Origin of the sequence: Paraburkholderia sp. Ac-20336 (assembly GCF_017105025.1) — a bacterium.
Classification (GTDB): Bacteria; Pseudomonadota; Gammaproteobacteria; order Burkholderiales; family Burkholderiaceae; genus Paraburkholderia.
Map to the genome: position 1 here is coordinate 1 of NZ_JAAGPS010000013.1, position 17,037 is coordinate 17,037.

Annotated in this window: 16 protein-coding genes and 1 pseudogene; 13 read left to right on the top strand and 4 right to left on the bottom strand. The window is 64.3% G+C overall.

Annotated elements, in window-relative coordinates; all coding sequences use genetic code 11:
- A partial coding sequence (locus GXB81_RS07320; RefSeq protein WP_205988762.1) for a hypothetical protein occupies positions 1-244 on the top strand: 244 nt, incomplete at its 5' end.
- Positions 245-386: 142 nt separating this feature from the next.
- Here the strand turns inward: GXB81_RS07320 and GXB81_RS07325 are convergent.
- Positions 387-1,502 (bottom strand): AI-2E family transporter, encoded by a 1,116-nt coding sequence (locus tag GXB81_RS07325; RefSeq protein WP_167047640.1) that lies wholly within the window; start codon positions 1,500-1,502, stop codon positions 387-389.
- A 262-nt stretch (positions 1,503-1,764) separates the two neighbouring features.
- Here GXB81_RS07325 and GXB81_RS07330 point away from each other — a divergent pair, with 262 nt between their 5' ends.
- The 4 genes and pseudogenes from GXB81_RS07330 to GXB81_RS07345 all read left to right on the top strand — a co-directional run bounded on the left by GXB81_RS07330 (position 1,765) and on the right by GXB81_RS07345 (position 5,684).
- On the top strand, positions 1,765-2,979 hold the full coding sequence (locus GXB81_RS07330) for a DUF2863 family protein (protein WP_167283378.1): 1,215 nt from the start codon (positions 1,765-1,767) through the stop codon (positions 2,977-2,979).
- Between the two features lie 215 nt (positions 2,980-3,194).
- A pseudogene (locus GXB81_RS07335) lies at positions 3,195-4,076 on the top strand (response regulator transcription factor).
- Between the two features lie 111 nt (positions 4,077-4,187).
- Positions 4,188-4,862, top strand: coding sequence for an energy-coupling factor ABC transporter permease (locus GXB81_RS07340; protein ID WP_167047649.1), 675 nt, complete (start codon positions 4,188-4,190; stop codon positions 4,860-4,862).
- 177 nt (positions 4,863-5,039) lie between these two features.
- A complete protein-coding gene (locus GXB81_RS07345) occupies positions 5,040-5,684 on the top strand; it encodes a hypothetical protein (RefSeq protein WP_167047652.1) in 645 nt (214 codons plus the stop codon).
- 111 nt (positions 5,685-5,795) lie between these two features.
- On the opposite strand, the gene GXB81_RS07350 is transcribed toward GXB81_RS07345, so the two are convergent.
- Positions 5,796-6,962 (bottom strand): M14-type cytosolic carboxypeptidase, encoded by a 1,167-nt coding sequence (locus GXB81_RS07350; protein ID WP_167047655.1) that lies wholly within the window; start codon positions 6,960-6,962, stop codon positions 5,796-5,798.
- 32 nt (positions 6,963-6,994) lie between these two features.
- A complete protein-coding gene (yaaA, locus tag GXB81_RS07355; RefSeq protein ID WP_167047658.1) occupies positions 6,995-7,777 on the bottom strand; it encodes a peroxide stress protein YaaA in 783 nt (260 codons plus the stop codon).
- A 61-nt stretch (positions 7,778-7,838) separates the two neighbouring features.
- On the opposite strand from yaaA, the gene GXB81_RS07360 reads away from it, so the two are divergent.
- Positions 7,839-8,342 (top strand): putative toxin-antitoxin system toxin component, PIN family, encoded by a 504-nt coding sequence (locus GXB81_RS07360; protein WP_205988763.1) that lies wholly within the window; start codon positions 7,839-7,841, stop codon positions 8,340-8,342.
- 48 nt (positions 8,343-8,390) lie between these two features.
- Positions 8,391-9,563 carry a pyridoxal phosphate-dependent aminotransferase gene (locus GXB81_RS07365; protein WP_167047664.1) on the top strand — a complete coding sequence of 391 codons (1,173 nt, stop codon included), beginning with the start codon at positions 8,391-8,393 and terminating at the stop codon, positions 9,561-9,563.
- Positions 9,564-9,774: 211 nt separating this feature from the next.
- Here the strand turns inward: GXB81_RS07365 and GXB81_RS07370 are convergent, their stop codons facing one another.
- Entirely contained in the window at positions 9,775-10,422 is a 648-nt protein-coding gene (locus GXB81_RS07370) for a glutathione S-transferase (RefSeq protein WP_167047667.1), read from the bottom strand.
- Between the two features lie 127 nt (positions 10,423-10,549).
- On the opposite strand from GXB81_RS07370, the gene GXB81_RS07375 reads away from it, so the two are divergent.
- The 6 genes from GXB81_RS07375 (at position 10,550) to GXB81_RS07400 (ending at position 16,994) form a co-directional block, all read left to right on the top strand.
- Positions 10,550-12,106 (top strand): 3-hydroxyacyl-CoA dehydrogenase, encoded by a 1,557-nt coding sequence (locus GXB81_RS07375; RefSeq protein WP_205988764.1) that lies wholly within the window; start codon positions 10,550-10,552, stop codon positions 12,104-12,106.
- Positions 12,103-12,891 carry an enoyl-CoA hydratase gene (locus GXB81_RS07380; RefSeq protein WP_167047673.1) on the top strand — a complete coding sequence of 263 codons (789 nt, stop codon included), beginning with the start codon at positions 12,103-12,105 and terminating at the stop codon, positions 12,889-12,891. The genes GXB81_RS07375 and GXB81_RS07380 overlap by 4 nt, the downstream gene beginning before the upstream one ends.
- A 33-nt stretch (positions 12,892-12,924) precedes the next feature.
- A complete protein-coding gene (locus GXB81_RS07385) occupies positions 12,925-13,641 on the top strand; it encodes a histidine phosphatase family protein (RefSeq protein WP_205988765.1) in 717 nt (238 codons plus the stop codon).
- Positions 13,642-13,661: 20 nt separating this feature from the next.
- The gene (locus GXB81_RS07390) at positions 13,662-14,768 is read left to right on the top strand and encodes a phosphotransferase (RefSeq protein ID WP_205988766.1); all 1,107 of its coding nucleotides are present in this window, start codon (positions 13,662-13,664) and stop codon (positions 14,766-14,768) included.
- Positions 14,769-14,897: 129 nt separating this feature from the next.
- Complete coding sequence (locus GXB81_RS07395; protein WP_205988767.1) at positions 14,898-16,157, top strand: acyl-CoA dehydrogenase family protein; 1,260 nt, start codon at positions 14,898-14,900, stop codon at positions 16,155-16,157.
- A gap of 135 nt (positions 16,158-16,292) precedes the next feature.
- On the top strand, positions 16,293-16,994 hold the full coding sequence (locus GXB81_RS07400; RefSeq protein WP_167047685.1) for a glutathione binding-like protein: 702 nt from the start codon (positions 16,293-16,295) through the stop codon (positions 16,992-16,994).
- The last annotated feature ends 43 nt before the right edge of the window (positions 16,995-17,037 follow it).

Consider the following 17,037-nt stretch of genomic DNA (forward strand, 5'->3'; position numbering starts at 1 on the left):
CTCAACAGGCAAACCTTCCTCTTTACTGTGTGAGACTCTTGATACTTTTGCCTCGACCCGATCCGAAGATCAGGTCCGCACCCCGCATCAAGCGCCCACACTTATCGGCTGTTGGTTTTTAAAGATCAGTCCGCTCACTCAACCATGCCCAACACCACCCGGCACCGCTTCGTTTGCGTCGCTGCGTCTGCAGCAGAGAAACGAGATTATGGAGACTTTCCGGCACGCCGTCAACAGGTTTTAACACACTGCCCAACCTGCCTGCGCCGCGAAAACCCCTGCCATCCAGGGCCTCCCGCTTCCCCGTGCCCCGCTGGGCGGAACACGAAAGAGCGGAATTCTAGCGGGACCGGATACGACTTGCAAGTACGAATTCAGGGTTTTCCTTAGCGACCCTTGCCGAGGCCGTCCACTTCGCCAACGGCAGGCACCTTCGCATCAGGAGCCAAAGCCCCCGCGGTCGGCGCGCCAATCGCCCAGTCGTGCAGCACGGTATAAGCGACCGCCAGCAAAGTCGGTCCGATGAAAACGCCGAGGAAACCAAATGCCAACGCCCCGCCAAGGATGCCCAGCATCACCAGGATCAGCGGCATATCGCTATTCTTGCCAATCAGGATCGGCTTGATGACGTTATCGGACATACCAACGACCAGCACGCCCCACACGACCAGAAAGATCGCCCACCCTGTCACGCCCCCCTGATACAGCCAGATCGCGGCAGGCAGCCACACGATGACCGGACCGCCCGGCACCACCGACAGAAAAAACGTCGCCAGCCCAAGCAACGCCGGAGCCGGCACGCCTGCAATCCAGCAGCCGAACCCTGCGAGAATGGCCTGCACGAGTGCCGTACCCAGAATCCCGTAGACCACGCCCTTCACCGTGCTGCCCGCCAGCGCGAGCAGATAGTCGGCGCGCTCACCGGCAATACGCCGCATGCCCGCATTCAGCCACGCGGCCGCACCTTCGCCGCCGATATAAAAGAAAAACGCCAGCACAATGCTCAGCGCCAGCAACCCCAGCCCGTGCGTCACGGCAATCGCCGCCGCCAGAATCCACTTGCCGGCGGGAGCCGCGAACGTGTGCAACTGCGCGATCAACTCCGAGTTGCTGCTCGTCACCCGCTCCCAGAAGGCTTCGATGCTCGAACCGACGAGCGGGATTCGCTGCACCCACGGCGGAAGATCCGGCAAGCCCGACTCGAAGAGTCTTTGCACCAGCGCCACGATATCGTGAACATGCGCACCGAATGCAAACCCCGCATACACGAATGGCCCAAGCACAACAACCAGAATGATCAGCACGATCAGCATCGCGGCCAGCTTGCGGCGCCCGCCGACCGCGCTCGTGAGCCGCCGGTAAAGCCCCCACGAGCTATAGCTGAGAATGGCGCCCCACAGCAGCGCGGTCGTGAAAGGTGCCAGCACCAGCAACGAGCCGCCCACGAGAACGATCAACGCGAATACAGCGGCAAGACGTTCGATCAGTTGATCCGATTTCACGATGAATCTCCTATTGCGCCAGGCCATGGCGATGAATTGACATACGCCTGTCAGGCGCCCGCGAAACGCCGTCAGTATAGGGGCGAGTCGCGCGTCCTGAGTGACTTATGCCATTCGGCCAGGAGAACATGAGCCACGCGCGCAAAGAAGCGGCTTTCCCGTCACGAAACGATCCGATTCATGTGCCAATGCTGGCTAAACGGTATAGCGTCCCGGAAAAGATTAGAATATAAGGTTCCGTGCCTCCAATTTTTCCGGATTTATGCGCTCGCGAATCGCCAAACGTCTCCCTCCCGATGCCGACAAGCTTGTCGGTCTCTCGCTCGCGCTTTTCGCGTCGGGCAGCCGCACCGAAGATCGCTTCTGGGAAGCCAAGCTCGATGCGTTGCTGGCCAGGATCGTGCGCAACGCCAACCAGACCACGCTGGACGCCGCGCTCGATCATCTGCAGCAAAACCACCCCGACGCCTATGGCGCGCTCGCCGACATGGCGGAAACCCATAGCGAGTCGTTCCTCATCGAGCACGAAGGCGCGCCCTACGAAGCGCTGCTGATCGCCGCGCCCGTGCTCGCCTGGACCCGCTACGTGATTCCGTCCGGCCCGCTCAAGACCGACGCGGCCGACGCCTTGCGCGCGCATCTGCAGGCGCACGTGCTCGCGGCAAACACGCGCGTCGCGATGGCGCCGTTCCTGTACAGCATCGACCAGTTGCCGCGCCATCACGTCGAAACGTGGCGCATCGCCCAGCAGCTCGCGCAAGCGGCGCTCACCGGCGGCAATGCCAGGCTCAATTTCGGCGAGTTGCCGGAAACCTCGCCGATTCTCGCCGACCCGCGCTTCCTGCTGGCCGTCGTCGCAGCGCCGGTAGGCGAGGCGACCTTCCGTTGGCAGGAAGAAGAGCACGGCAGCCGCATCGAGCGCGGCCAGTGTCTCGAGCAATGGGCCACACAAGGTGGCGCGAATCTGTCGCTCGTGCTGCCGGGTTGCGAATTCGAGTGCCTGTTGCCCGACGCGTACTACTCAGCCTGCCGCGATGCCGACGAAAGCGTGCGTCCTCACACCGTGCGGACCGCCGTGCGTTATCTATTTGACACAATTGGCGCGGCGCCGCAGGACCTTCGCGCGGTGGTCGCCGGCTTCGGCGAACGACGTATCGACGAGTACCGTGTCGGCTTCACGCGCAAGGGCAGCAACGACGTGATTTACGGTGTCGTGTGGCCGCTCTACGGTCGCGAAAACGGCGAGCCGGGCATCGACGAAGAACCGCAGGAGACCGCCGGCTCGGACGACCCGCTCGAGGAAATCGTCGCACTGCTCAAGGAGACAGGCATTACTGACGTGCGTCGCCACGCGGGCCGCTTCGAGCCGGAATATTGCGACGACTGCGGCGTGCCGCTCTACGCAGACCCGCTCGGTGAGATCGTCCACGCGGAAATGCCCGAAGACGCGGAGCCCGCGCAACCACATTTCCATTGAATCTCGACGCCAGCTTCAACGCGTTATCGCAAAAAAGCCCCGCCTCGTGCGGGGCTTTTTGTTGGCGTAGCCGCGCGTCCTATGCCTTTCGGACAGCCGTCAAATCCGAGGGAATTTGTCATCATAGGACTGGTGACGCATGAAAGTGAGTGAGCCCGGTTCATGAACCGCACGAGTGCGTCGCGCTATTTCGCCCGATTAATCTGGAGACATGCATGCGCTTCTCGATTCTCAATTCAAACGCGGAACGACGTGACGGACTCAAGGCCCTGCTGAGGCAGATCGACCGGCTGGCGCGTTTTACCGAAGCCCAGGACTGACGTCAGCTCGAGCGTCCGTTCAAGCGCTATGTGCCTGATCTCGTCGTGATCGACTGGCAGGACTGGATGTCGGTTCTGGATGTCCGTCACCTGCTCAGCGACTACCCCGACCTGCGCATCGCCGTGCTGACCGACGGCACCCCGCCCGCCCTCGTGCGCGCGCTGCTCGACGAAGGCGTGCTCGGCGTCGTGCCGCGCGACACCGATCCGTGTCTCATCGTGCGCGCCTTCGAAATGGTGCTGCTCGGCGGTCATTACGTGCCGCCCGGCGCACTCGCGCTCGATCCTCCGTTGCCATCCGACACCGCGATCCGTCTGTTCGATGAAAAAAATCCGCCGCCGCGCCGCAACCGCCTCTCGAGCGGACTGTCGCCGCGCCAGGAGCAGATCATGCGCTGCGTTCACATGGGCAGCACGAACAAGATGATCGCGCGCACGCTCGGCATTAGCGAAGGCACGGTCAAGATCCATCTGACCAGCATCTTCCAGCAGCTCGGCGCCCCCAATCGCGCCGCCGCGGTCGCGCTTTACAACGGCTGGCTCACGAACCATCTGCAAGTGCTGCACAACAACGGCGAAAGCTCCGCGCGGCCGGTAACGATGGGGCAGACCGGCGCGACTCCGCTGCGACGTCATAAGCGCGCGCGTTTTCAGTATCCGTTGCCAACCAGCGACACTACCCCGGCGCTGCCCATGGCCGCCGAACCCACGACATCGTATGGCGACCCGCCGCATCCCACGCTCCCGCCGAAGCCACTCACACCGGGTTCGACATAACGGCCGGCGTCATACGCGGCATGTCCGCGCGCGTGCGCCCAGAGAGCGGTGGCGGGAGCTGGCATGGAATCCGCTCACACCTTTTCCCGTCCAACGAGTAATATGAGACACATGGGTTTCCTATACACACCGCTTCCGTTCTGGGTCGCTGTCGGCGGCTGGGTTGCCACTGCGATGATGGTCGCGCTCGCGCTGTGGAAAAATCCTTTCAAAAGACTTCAGGACGGCACACTCCAGCACGTATGGCTCGCGATCATTGTCGCGGTGTCGGTGCTGTGGGCGAGCAATGCCTGGCTCGACGACGGCACCGTCATGCATCTGCTCGGCGCCACGCTCTTCGTCACGCTCTTCGACTGGCGGCTCGCGCTGGTCGCCATGGCGTTCGTCACGGGCCTTGCCGCCGTCGTCTTCGATGCGCCATGGCAAGGCATCGCGCTGACGTTCCTCGTGTACGGCGCGCTGCCCGTCGGTATCTCGACCCTGCTCCAGCGCATCTGCATCGCGTGGCTGCCACGCAATCTCTTCATGTTCATCTTTGGCCAGGGCTTCGTTTCTCCCGCCATTGCCGTATCACTGACCGTCGCGGCGGCGCTCGGCCTTCATGTCGCGCTGGCCGGCGGCTCGACAACCGTGGTGCCGGCCGGCTATGCGCTCAGCGTGCTGCTGCTCGCCACCGGCGAGGCGTGGTTTACCGGCATGGCAACCGCGCTGATCGCGGTTTACCGTCCCGCCTGGGTAACCACGTACGATGTCCGCCGATACCGCTTGGGCGGCCCACGCACCTGAGGATTCGTGCGTTGCTGCGAGCGCCGGTGCGTATCTGTGATAATTCAACGCCTGGTCGCGTGAGATTCAGCGAGCGTTCGCGCCAAGACTAGCCCGAATATTTGCAGCAAGATTGAACTCACCCTTTTGCAAGGCATCTTATTTGCCTCATCCCCCCATTAGCGTCTGAAGAACTAGATGGATCGCACCAACGTACCGCGCCGATTGCTGCGGGTGGTCGGCCGGCTGGCAGCCTGCGCAGCGAGTCTCTCGCTCATCTGCACTGCCCCCGCATTCGCCGATCAACTCGAGCAGCACAACGACCTCGTCAACAAGTTTATCAACGACATGCATGCGGACCCGCTCGTCGCGGACTGTGCCGCGCACGGCGACTTCGTCGCCAGCACGTCGACCGCATTCGATCACGTCGAATTTCCACCAAGCTCGTTCGATAGCGCCCACTCGTCCGTCACACCGTGGAACGATTCGTTCGACGAAGGCAAGCAGCGCGTCAAGGTGGACAGCATCGTCACCGTCGAAGGCGTCGGCGTGCCCCAGAACGGCGCCAGCGACCCCGCGGACCTGAAATTCCGCTGCGGCTATGTCGGCTCGCAGATGCTGGCGTTCAGCTGGAACGATCCGGTGCCGCCGAACCGTGCGCATAGCGAGGGATCGCGAGGCGCCTCGGGCAAGCATAAAGGCGGCAAGGGCAAGCACTCGGCGAGCGGCAAGACGTCGAAGAAGTCGGCAGCGAAGTCGTCGAAATCGGGCTCGGGTAAAGCGTCGCGCGCGACCTCGGGCAAATCGGCCACCAAAAGCACAGCGAAGAAAAAGAGCAAATAACGGCGTGGCGTTGATCGACTCGCGTCAACGCCGGCAGCTCGCTCGTCATTCCAATAAGAAAGCGGCGCGCACCGAAAAGTGCGCGCCGCGTTTCTTGCGCCCGTCCGTCTTTTACGCGAACGTCTCCACGTGCCGCAGAATGGCCTGCAACATCGCGGCGCCAAGCGATGCGCTGCGCTCGCCGTTCCAGCCCACGCGTTCATCGGGCAGATTGGCGTTGTCCTTGAACGGCATTTCCAGCGTCAGCGAGAGGCAGTCGAATTCGTTGCCGATGTACTTCGACGCGAGCTTCAAAGCATCCTCGCGATACTTGCTCGCCGCATAGCCATGCTTGTCCTGGAAATCGGGGCTCGCGTGCCTGAACGCCTCGATAAACGCCTTCTGCTCGAGCGCCTGCCGTTCGGTGAAACCCGGCAGCATTTCGGAGCCCGCGACGAACACATAAGGCAGCGCCTCGTCGCCGTGGATATCGAAGAACAGATCGCAGCCCGTCGCGTGGATCGCGTCGCGCACCACCAGCACTTCGGGACTGCGCGCGGCGTCCGGCTCCATCCATTCGCGATTCAGGTTCGCGCCGGCTGCGTTGGTGCGCAGATTGCCGTGCACGCTGCCGTCCGGATTCATGTTCGGCACGATGTGGAACACGGCGTGGTCGTAGAGCTTGCGCGCGACCGGGTCGCCGGCCCAATCGCCCCAGCCGACGAGACGTTTCACGAGCCCTTCGATGAACCATTCGGCCATCGTCTCGCCGGGATGCTGGCGCGCGATCAGCCAGACCTGCTTTTTCGGCGTGGCGGGGGCGGCATCGTCGGCCTCCGGCGTCGCCAGCGTGAGCAGCGAAATGGGCCGCCCTTCGACGCTCCTGCCGAGCTCGGTGAGCGATGCGTGCGGCATCTGCTGCACGGCGCCGAGAAACTCCGCATGGCGTTCCTCGCTATACGGCTCGAAATACGCGTAGTAGATGCTGTCGAAATCGGGCGTGTGATCGATCGTCAGCACGCGGCCGTCATACGAGGTCGGCACGCGAAACCAGTTCACGCGGTCATAGCTCGCGACCGCCCGGTAATCGCGCCAGCCTTCCGCGAACGCGCACGCGGCGGCGTTCTCGAAGGTCATCACGCAGCGCTCGCCGGCCGTGCCGGACAGACGGAAATAGAACCACTGCGCGAATTCCGCGTGGCTGTCGGGCCGCACGCGCAGGCGGATATGGCCGGCGTCCTCGCAGGACAGCACTTCGACCGCCCCCGCGTCGAAATTGCTCGTAATCGATAACGTCATGAGATCCTTCCTGCCCGTGTGCAACGGACGGTTTATTCCGCGATGCGGCGGCGAAATACGTAGGTGGAATCGTTCGAGGCCTCGGCGCTGAACGCATAGCCTTCTGAGTCGAACGCCTGCAGCTGCTCGGGCTCGTCGAGGCGATGCTCGACCGCATAACGCGCCATCAGACCACGCGCGCGTTTTGCGTGGAAGCTGATGATCTTGTAGCGGCCGCCCTTCCAGTCCTCGAACACCGGCGTGACGACCGGCGCTTCGAGCAGCTTCGGCCTGACCGACTTGAAGTATTCGCCCGACGCGCAATTCACGAGCACGCGCGAGCCCGCGGCGTTCTTCTTCAATTGCGCGTTCAACGCCTGCGTGATCCGCTCGCCCCAGAACGCATACAGATCCTTGCCGCGCGGATTGACGAAACGCGTGCCCATTTCGAGCCGGTACGGCTGCAGCAGATCGAGCGGACGCAGCAGGCCGTAGAGGCCGGACAGCACGCGCACATGATTCTGCGCATAGTCGAGATCGGCGGACGACAGCGTCTTCGCGTCGAAGCCTTCGTAGACGTCGCCGTTGAATGCGAGCACCGCCTGCTTGGCGTTGTGCGTGCCGAATTGCGGCGACCAGTCGGCGTAACGCTGGAAATTGAGGTGCGCGAGCTGATCGGAGATGCCCATCAGCGAGGCGATCTGTTGCGGCGACAAACTGCGCAGGCCGTCGATCAGTTCGGCTGCGTCGTCGACGAAATCGGGAATCGTGTGTTTCTTGACGTGCGGCGGGGTTGCGTAGTCGAGCGATTTCGCCGGCGACAGAACGATTATCATAGAGGCTTGCATGCAGGCACGCCGTGCCTGGCGGTCAAAGACGAAAGCCAGATTGTAACGAATGCCCGGTTCCCACGCCTCAAGCGGCGCCTTGCGCGTCGTGCTCGATTCCAATGTCTGGATCGATATTCTCGTGTTCGACGACCCGCATACGCGGCCGATCGCGGCCGCGCTCGAAAGCGGCGCGCTGGCCGCGCTGATCGACGCGCGCTGCCTCGCCGAGCTAACCTACGTGCTCGACTATCCGCAATTCGCGCACAGGAACGTCGACAAGACGGCGGCGCTCGCGTTCGTCGCGCGGTTCGCGCAGATGGTCGAGCCGCCGGCCACCGTCGAACCCGCCGAGGGCGTACGGCCGCTGCCCCAATGCAAGGATCGCGACGACCAGAAGTTTCTCGAACTCGCGCACACAGCACGGGCTGACTGGCTCGTCTCGAAGGACCGCGCGGTGTTGAAGCTCGCGAAGCGGATCGCGCGCGATTTCGGCTTCCAGATCGCCCAGCCGGCGCCGTTCGTCGCGGCTGCGGGCATTGCGCAGAATCTGCCCGTCGCAACGACGCCCTGACGCTTTTCGAGAACCCGGCCCACCCATCGCCCAGCTACGAACCACGCCATGAACGCACCGCACGACACGTCCGCCAGCCCTACGTTTCCGTCCCGCCTGCCGAACGTCGGCACGACGATCTTCACCGTGATGAGCGCGCTCGCCGCGGAAAAAGGCGCGGTGAATCTGGGCCAGGGCTTTCCCGACTTCGCCTGCGATCCGCGCATCGTCGACTCGGTCGCGAACGCGATGCGCGACGGCCACAACCAGTACCCGCCGATGGCGGGCGTTCTGCCGCTGCGTCAGGCGATCGCGGAGAAGATCGCGAATCTGTATGGGCGCCGCTACGACGCAACGAACGAAATCACCGTGACGGCGGGCGCGACGCAGGCGCTCTTGACCGCGATTCTCTGCACCGTCCATCCCGGCGACGAAGTGATCGTGATCGAGCCGACCTACGACAGCTATCTGCCGTCGATCGAACTGGCGGGCGGCAAGCCGGTCTTCGTCACGCTCGAAGCGCCCGACTACGCGATCCCGTTCGACAGGCTGGCCGCCGCGATCACGCCGAAAACGCGGCTCATCATGATCAACACGCCGCACAATCCGACCGGCACAGTGTGGCGCGCGGAGGACATGCGCAAGCTCGAAGAGATCGTGCGCGGCACCAACGTGCTGATCCTCTCCGACGAAGTGTATGAGCACATGGTCTACGACGGCGCGCCACACGAAAGCGCCGCGCGCTATCCGGAACTCGCGCAGCGCAGCTTCGTCGTGTCGAGCTTCGGCAAGACCTACCACGTGACGGGCTGGAAGGTCGGCTACGTGGCGGCGCCCGCCGCGCTCACGGCCGAGTTCCGCAAGGTGCACCAGTTCAACGTGTTCACCGTCAATACGCCGATGCAGATCGGCCTCGCCGATTACATGAAGGACCCCGCGCCCTATCTCGATCTGCCGGCGTTTTATCAGAAGAAGCGCGACTTCTTCCGCGCGGGTCTCGCGAACTCGCGCTTCAGGCTGCTGCCGTGCACGGGCACCTACTTCCAGTGCGTCGACTATTCGGCGATCAGCGATCTGCCCGAAGCCGAATTCGCGCAATGGCTGACCGGCGAGATCGGCGTCGCGGCCATTCCGGTCTCGGCGTTCTACCACGAGGCGCACGAGTCGGGGGTGGTGCGCTTCTGCTTCGCCAAGCAGGAAAGCACGCTCGCCACCGCGCTCGAGCGGCTCGCGCGGCTTTGAGATGCTCCGCGCGATGTCACGAACGAATCCACGTTCCCGGCCATCGCGCATCGTTGCATGGGCGTGTGTGTTACGGCCTGCTTTGTGGTCTGCGTTACATCCGGCCCCACGGCCCGGGTCACAAGCCGATTCACAAGCCGGCTCACGGCCAGCTTCACGCCCCCACCCACACCCCTGCGCAGGCCGTCACACGCCCCACACGCCTCTTTCATCAGGCCGCGCGCGACGCCGCGATATACGCCTTGAGATCATCGGTCACGCGCTGCGCGGCGGGCCGAGCCTTGATCGTCTTGACGTAGCTCTTCCAGTCGATCCCCGCGTCGAGCAGAAAGTCGCGGCCGTAGATGGTCTGCGTCGCCGAGCCCACGAGCGGCAGGTGCACGTAGCCGGAGATATCGGCGACGCTGAAATGCTCGCCGCACAGATACGGCGCGAACTTCGCGATCCGCTTGAAGCCGGCGATGTGATGCGCGAGCAGCTTCTCGACGCGCCCCTTCGTTGCGTCGCTCACCGTGCCGCCGAAAAACGATTCCTTGTACAGATTGCGCGCCGTCAGTTCGAGATGCACGTCGACGAAGGCGATCATCTCGCGCTCCTTGGCCGCCTGCCACGGATCGGCAGAGAAGATCCGCCTGTCGGGAAAGCTCGCGGCGAGATATTCGACGATGCATTGCGATTCGCACAGATCGCCGTTCGCGGTCTGCAGATACGGCACCTTGCCAAGCGGCGAATGCGCGAGCAGCGCCTCGTCCTGGCTCGGCTTCACGAGCACCTCCTCGAACGGAATGCCGTGCTCGAGCAGCACGAACTTGACCTTGTTGTAGTAGTTGGACAGTGCGAAACCGCAGAGCTTCAACATCGGATGCCTCCTTCTTTTCGGTTGTTCGAGCCCGCGCATCGCAATCGAAGCAGCGGCTTTCCATTAAATCATCCAGTAAATTGCACGATCGTGCTATTCTAAAATAACCATGGAGTCGAGCATCGCAATGAACTCTCGCAATTTCAGTATCGAGACCATCGGCATTGTCGGAACCGGTGCAATGGGCCGCGGCATCGCGCAGATCGCCGCGCTCGCGGGCCTGAGCGTGCGGCTCTTCGACACCAACTCCGCTGCCGTCGGCGCCGCGCGCGATTACCTCGCGGACACTTTCGCCAAATTGACGGCCAAAGGCAAGCTCGAGCAGTCGCGCTCGCTGGCCGCGCTCGCGAACGTGAGCGGCGTGCAGAACATCGGCGAGCTGGCCGGCTGCGATCTGGTCGTCGAGGCGATCGTCGAAAAGCTCGACGTGAAGCAGGCGCTCTTTCGCGAACTCGAAACCGTCGTGAGCGGTCGCTGCATCCTCGCGTCGAATACGTCATCGCTGTCGATCACCGCAATCGCCGCGGGCTGCACCGATCCCTCGCGCGTGGTCGGCTATCACTTCTTCAATCCCGTGCCGCTGATGAAGGTCGTCGAAGTGATCGACGGGCTGCGCAGCGACCCCGAGGCCGGCAACGCGCTGATGGACCTCGCGCGCCGCATGGGTCACACGCCGGTGCGCGCGAAGGACATGCCCGGCTTCATCGTCAATCACGCGGGCCGCGGCATGAATACCGAGGGCCTGCGCGCGGCGGGCGAAGGCGTCGCGAGCTTCGCCGATATCGACCGCATCATGCGCGAGCAGGCCGGCTTCCGGCTCGGGCCGTTCGAGCTGCTGGACCTGACCGCGCTCGACGTGTCGCATCCGGTCATGGAATCGATCTATCACCAGTTCTACGAGGAACCGCGCTACACGCCGTCGCCGATCACCGGCACACGGCTGCTCGGCGGACTGCTGGGCCGCAAGACCGGCGAGGGCTTCTACCGCTACGTGGACGGCAAGCAGCAGGTGCCCGACGAAGCGCCCGCGCCGAGCGCGCTGCCGCACAGCGTATGGGTCAGCCAGCGCTACCGCAAAGCGCATGACGCAGTCGTGCAACTGATCGGCCAGGCCGGTGTGAAGCTCGACGACGGCGCGACGCCCGCCGCGAATTCGCTGATCGTCGTCACGCCGTTCGGCCACGACGCGACCACGGCCGCGGTCGACGAAGCGCTCGACGCCAGCCGCGTCGTCGCCGTCGACACGCTGTTCCCGCTCATCGGCGCGAAACGCCGCACGCTGATGACCACGCCGGCCACGACACGCGCCGCCCGCGACGCCGGACACGCGCTCTTCGCCGCCGACGGTGTACCCGTCACCGTGATCCGCGATTCGACCGGCTTCGTCGCGCAGCGCGTGGTCGCGACGATCGTCAACATCGGCTGTGACATCGCGCAAAAGCAGATCGCCACACCCGAGGACATCGACCTCGCGGTCACGCTCGGCCTCGGCTATCCGCGCGGACCGCTCGCGCTCGGTGACGCGCTCGGCGCCACCACGATTCTCGCGATCCTGCGCAACATGTTCGGCGTGCTCGGCGATCCACGCTACCGTCCGTCGCCGTGGCTCGCGCGGCGCGCGCAGCTCGGTCTTTCGCTGACGCAGCGCGACGCCAGCGACATCTCACCGGAGGCCCGATCATGAGCGCCGCCCTGCTCGCTTCACGCCCAGCCAGCAGCGAATCGACGCTGGTCCTCACGCTGTCGAATCCCGGCGCGCGCAACGCGCTGCATCCGGACATGTACGCGGCCGGCATCGAGGCGTTCGACACCGTCGAGCGCGATCCGTCGATTCGCGCGGTCGTGATCACCGGCGCCGACAACTTCTTCTGCGCGGGCGGCAACCTGAACCGCCTGCTCGAAAACCGCGCGAAAGATCCGTCCGTGCAGGCCGAGAGTATCGACCAGCTCGGTCAGTGGATTTCAGCGCTGCGGCTGTCGTCGAAACCAGTCATTGCCGCGGTCGAAGGCGCCGCGGCCGGCGCCGGCTTTTCGCTCGCGCTCGCCTGCGATCTGATCGTCGCCGCGGACAACGCGAAGTTCGCGATGTCGTATGCGCGCGTCGGCCTGACGCCCGATGGCGGCGGCTCGTGGTTCCTCGCGCAGGCGCTGCCGCGCCAGCTCGCCACCGAAGTGCTGATCGAAGCCAAGCCGATCGGCGCGGCACGTCTGCACGAACTCGGCGTCGTCAACCGGCTCACCAAGCCCGGCATCGCGCTCGATAACGCGCTGGCCTGGGCCGACGAACTCGCGGCGATTTCGCCCAATTCGGTGTCACGCATCAAAGGACTGATCGCCGCGGCCGGCACGCAGCCGCTCGCGGATCATCTGGTCACGGAGCGCGACAACTTCGTCGCCTCGCTGCATCACCGCGAGGGCCTCGAAGGGATCAGCGCGTTCCTCGAAAAACGCGCGCCGGTCTACAAATAGTCTGCCAATCAGCCACGAGAGAGCCGCCCGACCATGCCCGACTATCAGTTGCCGAAACGTCGCCGCATCTTCCTGATGCGCCACGGCGACGTCACCTACTTCGACGATTCCGGCCGCGCGATCGACCCCGAGACCGTGCCGCTCAACGCGAACGGCCGCGAGCAGGCGAGCGCCGCGGGCCGCCTGTTCGCCGAACAGCGGGTGCGCTTCGATCGCGTGATCGTGAGCGGCCTGCCGCGCACGATCGAAACCGCGCGACGCGTGCTCGCCGAAACGGGCCAGCAGATCGAGCCGGAAATCGAGCCCGCGTGGCAGGAAATTCGCGGCGGCAGGCTCGGCAGCATTCCGGCGAGCAATATCGAGGCGGCGTTTCTCGGCGTGTTCGACGGCATCGTGCCCGAAAGCACGCGCTTTCTCGACGGCGAAACGATCGGCGAACTGTTCGATCGCGTGCTGCCGGCCGTCGCGGCGCTGCGCGAGGACACCTCGTGGGACACCGTGCTGCTGGTGCTGCACGGCGGCGTCAATCGCGCGATTCTCTCGCACGCACTGACGGCGGGCGGCCGCACGTTCTTCGGCCATCTGTCGCAGGCGACCGGCTGCATCAACGCGCTCGACATCGGCGCCGCGCCGCGCGACTGGGTGCTGCGCATGCTCAACCATTCACCGCCGTCGCCGCTGCATCGTGACGTGCGCAACACCACGATGGAAATGCTTTACGCGCAATTCATCCGCTACCAGCGCAGTTGACACCGAACTGGAGGAGACACATGGCGCAAGCCACGCAGACCGGCGAACCCGCACCCAAACAGGACTACTCGGCCTTCGAAGGCACCCGTCCCGTCAACGAGCGGCAACGCTTCGACAACGACGCGCTCGCCGCGTGGCTGACCCGTCACGTCGACGGCTTCGCGGGACCGCTCACGCTCGAACAGTTCGCGGGCGGCCAGTCCAATCCGACCTTCAAGCTGATCACGCCGTCGCGCTCGTACGTGATGCGCGCGAAGCCCGGCCCCGCCGCGAAGCTGCTGCCGTCCGCGCATGCGATCGAACGCGAATACCGCGTGATGCACGCGCTGGCCGGCACCGACGTGCCGGTCGCGCAAATGCTCGCGCTGTGCGAGGACGAAAGCGTGATCGGCCGCGCGTTCTACGTGATGGAGTTCGTCGAAGGCCGCGTGCTGTGGGACCAGTCGCTGCCCGGCATGACGGCCGCTGAGCGCACGGCGATCTACGACGAAATGAATCGCGTGATCGCGGCTTTGCATAGCGTCGACGTCGCCGCCGCCGGCCTCGCCGATTACGGCAAGCCGGGCAATTACTTCGCCCGGCAGATCGGCCGCTGGAGCAAGCAGTATCTCGCGTCCGAGACCGAGCCGATCGACGCGATGCAGCGTCTGATCGAATGGCTGCCGCAACATATGCCCGCCGAAACGAGCGGCCGCACCTCGGTCGTACATGGCGATTACCGGCTCGACAATCTGATCTTCGATCGCTACGAGCCGCGCGTGCTTGCGGTGCTCGACTGGGAACTGTCGACGCTCGGCGATCCGCTCGCCGACTTCGCGTATCACTGTATGGCGTGGCACGTCGACCCGGGGCAGTTCCGCGGCATCGCGGGGCTCGACTGGAGCGCCCTCGGCATTCCCGACGAAGCACAGTACGTCGAACGCTATTGCCAGCGCACCGGCTTCGAGATTCACGGCGACTGGAACTTCTATCTGGCGTACAACATGTTCCGCATCGCCGCGATTCTGCAAGGCATCATGAAGCGCGTCGTCGACGGCACCGCATCGAGTGCGCAGGCACTCGACGCCGGCCGGCGCGCGAAGCCGATGGCCGAACTGGCCTGGCGCTACGCGCAGAAGGTGCGCTAGCCGCAAAACAATGCGCCGGGGCCGCATGCCCCGGTTATGGGCCGGGCTGGGCATCATGCCGTTATTTGTGCACGAGCTTGCGAGCCCCGCTTCAACATCATCCGCTGTCCGTTATTCGCGAGGTTTCAGATGAATTTCGATTACACCCCGAAGGTCCAGGCGTTGCGCGAAAAACTGCTCGTCTTCTTCGACGAGCATATTTATCCGAACGAGCAGGCGTTCTATGCGGAAATCGCGCGCAATCGCCAGAACGGCAACGCATGGGTGCCGACCGAGCTGATCGAGCAACTGAAGCAGAAGGCGCGCGCCGCCGGTTTGTGGAATCTGTTCCTGCCACAATCGGAGCGCGGCGCCGGACTGACCAACCTCGAATACGCGCCGCTGTGCGAGATCATGGGCCGCGTGCCCTGGGCGCCGGAAGTGTTCAACTGCAACGCGCCCGACACCGGCAACATGGAGACGATCGAGCGCTACGGCAGCGAAGACAACAAGCGCGAATGGCTCGAACCGCTGCTGCAAGGGCAAATCCGCTCCGCGTTCCTGATGACGGAGCCGGAAGTGGCCTCGTCGGATGCGACCAACATTCAGACCCGCATCGTGCGCGATGGCGACCACTACGTGATCGACGGCCACAAGTGGTGGTCGTCGGGTGCGGGCGATCCGCGCTGCAAGGTCTATATCGTGATGGGCAAGACCGATCCCGAGGCGCCGCGCCATCAGCAGCAGTCGATGATCCTCGTGCCCGCCGACGCCGCCGGCATCACCGTGCACCGCCCGCTCACCGTGTTCGGTTACGACGACGCGCCGCACGGCCATATGGAAATCACGCTCGATAACGTGCGCGTGCCTGCCGCCAACATGCTGCTCGGCGAAGGCCGCGGCTTCGAGATCGCGCAGGGCCGCCTCGGCCCGGGGCGCATCCACCATTGCATGCGGCTCATCGGTCTCGCCGAACGCGCAATCGAGCTGATGGCGAAGCGCTCGCTGCAACGCGTCGCGTTCGGCAAGCCGGTCGCGTCGCAAGGCGTCACGCAGGAGCGTCTCGCCGAGGCGCGCTGCATGATCGAGCAGGCGCGTCTGCTGACGCTGAAGACCGCGTACATGATGGACACCGTCGGCAACAAGGGCGCGCGCGGCGAGATCGCGATGATCAAGGTGGTCGCGCCGAACATGGCGTGTCAGGTAATCGACTGGGCGATTCAGGCGCACGGCGGCGGCGGTGTCAGCGACGACTTTCCGCTCGCTTATGCCTACGCATCGGCACGCACGCTGCGTTTCGCCGACGGCCCCGACGAAGTGCATCGCAATGCCATCGCCAAGCTCGAACTCGCACGCCATCTGGATGCGGGCGCGGCCGCTCGCGTGGAGATGCCGGTCACGCGCGTTTGAGTTCCGCGGCCCGATGTGAAAGGTGAGCGCGGGGGGCTGAGCCCACGGCAAGCAGCATCGTACGATCTATGCTCTAATTTTTCGACCACGGCGGCGCCCTCTTTGCGGCGCCGCTTTGACGAACAGGGAGCAACGATGATCGATGTCTATAGCTGGGCGACCCCGAACGGCCACAAGGTTCACATCATGCTCGAAGAGACGGGCCTGCCCTACACCGCGCATGCCGTGAATATCGGTGCCGGCGACCAGTTCAAGCCCGAATTTCTCGCCGTCAGTCCCAACAACAAGATTCCCGCGATCGTCGACTCCGAGGGCCCGAAAGGCGCTGATGGCCGGCCGTTCGCGCTGTTCGAATCGGGCGCGATCCTGATTTACCTGGCTGAAAAAACCGGCAAGTTTCTGCCGACCGATCCGGCCGCGCGCTACTCGGTGCTGCAATGGCTGATGTTCCAGATGGGCGGCCTCGGTCCGATGCTGGGGCAGGCTCACCACTTCCGCCTCTACGCACCCGAGCAGATCGAGTATGCGGTCAAACGCTACACCAACGAAGCGCATCGCCTGTACGGCGTGATGGACACGCAACTCGGCAAGACGCGTTATCTCGCCGGCAACGACTATACGATCGCGGACATCGCCTCGTTCCCGTGGACGCGCTCATGGAAAAACCAGGGCATCGAACTCGATGCGTTCCCGAACGTGAAGCGCTGGCATGAAGAGATTGCCGCTCGGCCCGCGGTGGTGCGCGGCGTCGACGTGCTCGCGTCCGCACGCGTGCCGCTGATGGACGACAAGGCGAAAGAGATGCTGTTCGGTGCCACCCAGTACGCGAAGCATTAACTGCTTCGTCTTCCCGGCGATACGCCCCGACGCCAGGCAAAAA

Coding starts and splice junctions, on each gene's coding strand:
- GXB81_RS07330 (WP_167283378.1), top strand. CDS start 1,765: ATGCGCTCGCGAATCGCCAAACGTCTCCCTCCCGATGCCGACAAGCTT.
- GXB81_RS07340 (WP_167047649.1), top strand. CDS start 4,188: ATGGGTTTCCTATACACACCGCTTCCGTTCTGGGTCGCTGTCGGCGGC.
- GXB81_RS07345 (WP_167047652.1), top strand. CDS start 5,040: ATGGATCGCACCAACGTACCGCGCCGATTGCTGCGGGTGGTCGGCCGG.
- GXB81_RS07350 (WP_167047655.1), bottom strand. CDS start 6,962: ATGACGTTATCGATTACGAGCAATTTCGACGCGGGGGCGGTCGAAGTG.
- yaaA (WP_167047658.1), bottom strand. CDS start 7,777: ATGATAATCGTTCTGTCGCCGGCGAAATCGCTCGACTACGCAACCCCG.
- GXB81_RS07360 (WP_205988763.1), top strand. CDS start 7,839: ATGCCCGGTTCCCACGCCTCAAGCGGCGCCTTGCGCGTCGTGCTCGAT.
- GXB81_RS07365 (WP_167047664.1), top strand. CDS start 8,391: ATGAACGCACCGCACGACACGTCCGCCAGCCCTACGTTTCCGTCCCGC.
- GXB81_RS07370 (WP_167047667.1), bottom strand. CDS start 10,422: ATGTTGAAGCTCTGCGGTTTCGCACTGTCCAACTACTACAACAAGGTC.
- GXB81_RS07375 (WP_205988764.1), top strand. CDS start 10,550: ATGAACTCTCGCAATTTCAGTATCGAGACCATCGGCATTGTCGGAACC.
- GXB81_RS07380 (WP_167047673.1), top strand. CDS start 12,103: ATGAGCGCCGCCCTGCTCGCTTCACGCCCAGCCAGCAGCGAATCGACG.
- GXB81_RS07385 (WP_205988765.1), top strand. CDS start 12,925: ATGCCCGACTATCAGTTGCCGAAACGTCGCCGCATCTTCCTGATGCGC.
- GXB81_RS07390 (WP_205988766.1), top strand. CDS start 13,662: ATGGCGCAAGCCACGCAGACCGGCGAACCCGCACCCAAACAGGACTAC.
- GXB81_RS07395 (WP_205988767.1), top strand. CDS start 14,898: ATGAATTTCGATTACACCCCGAAGGTCCAGGCGTTGCGCGAAAAACTG.
- GXB81_RS07400 (WP_167047685.1), top strand. CDS start 16,293: ATGATCGATGTCTATAGCTGGGCGACCCCGAACGGCCACAAGGTTCAC.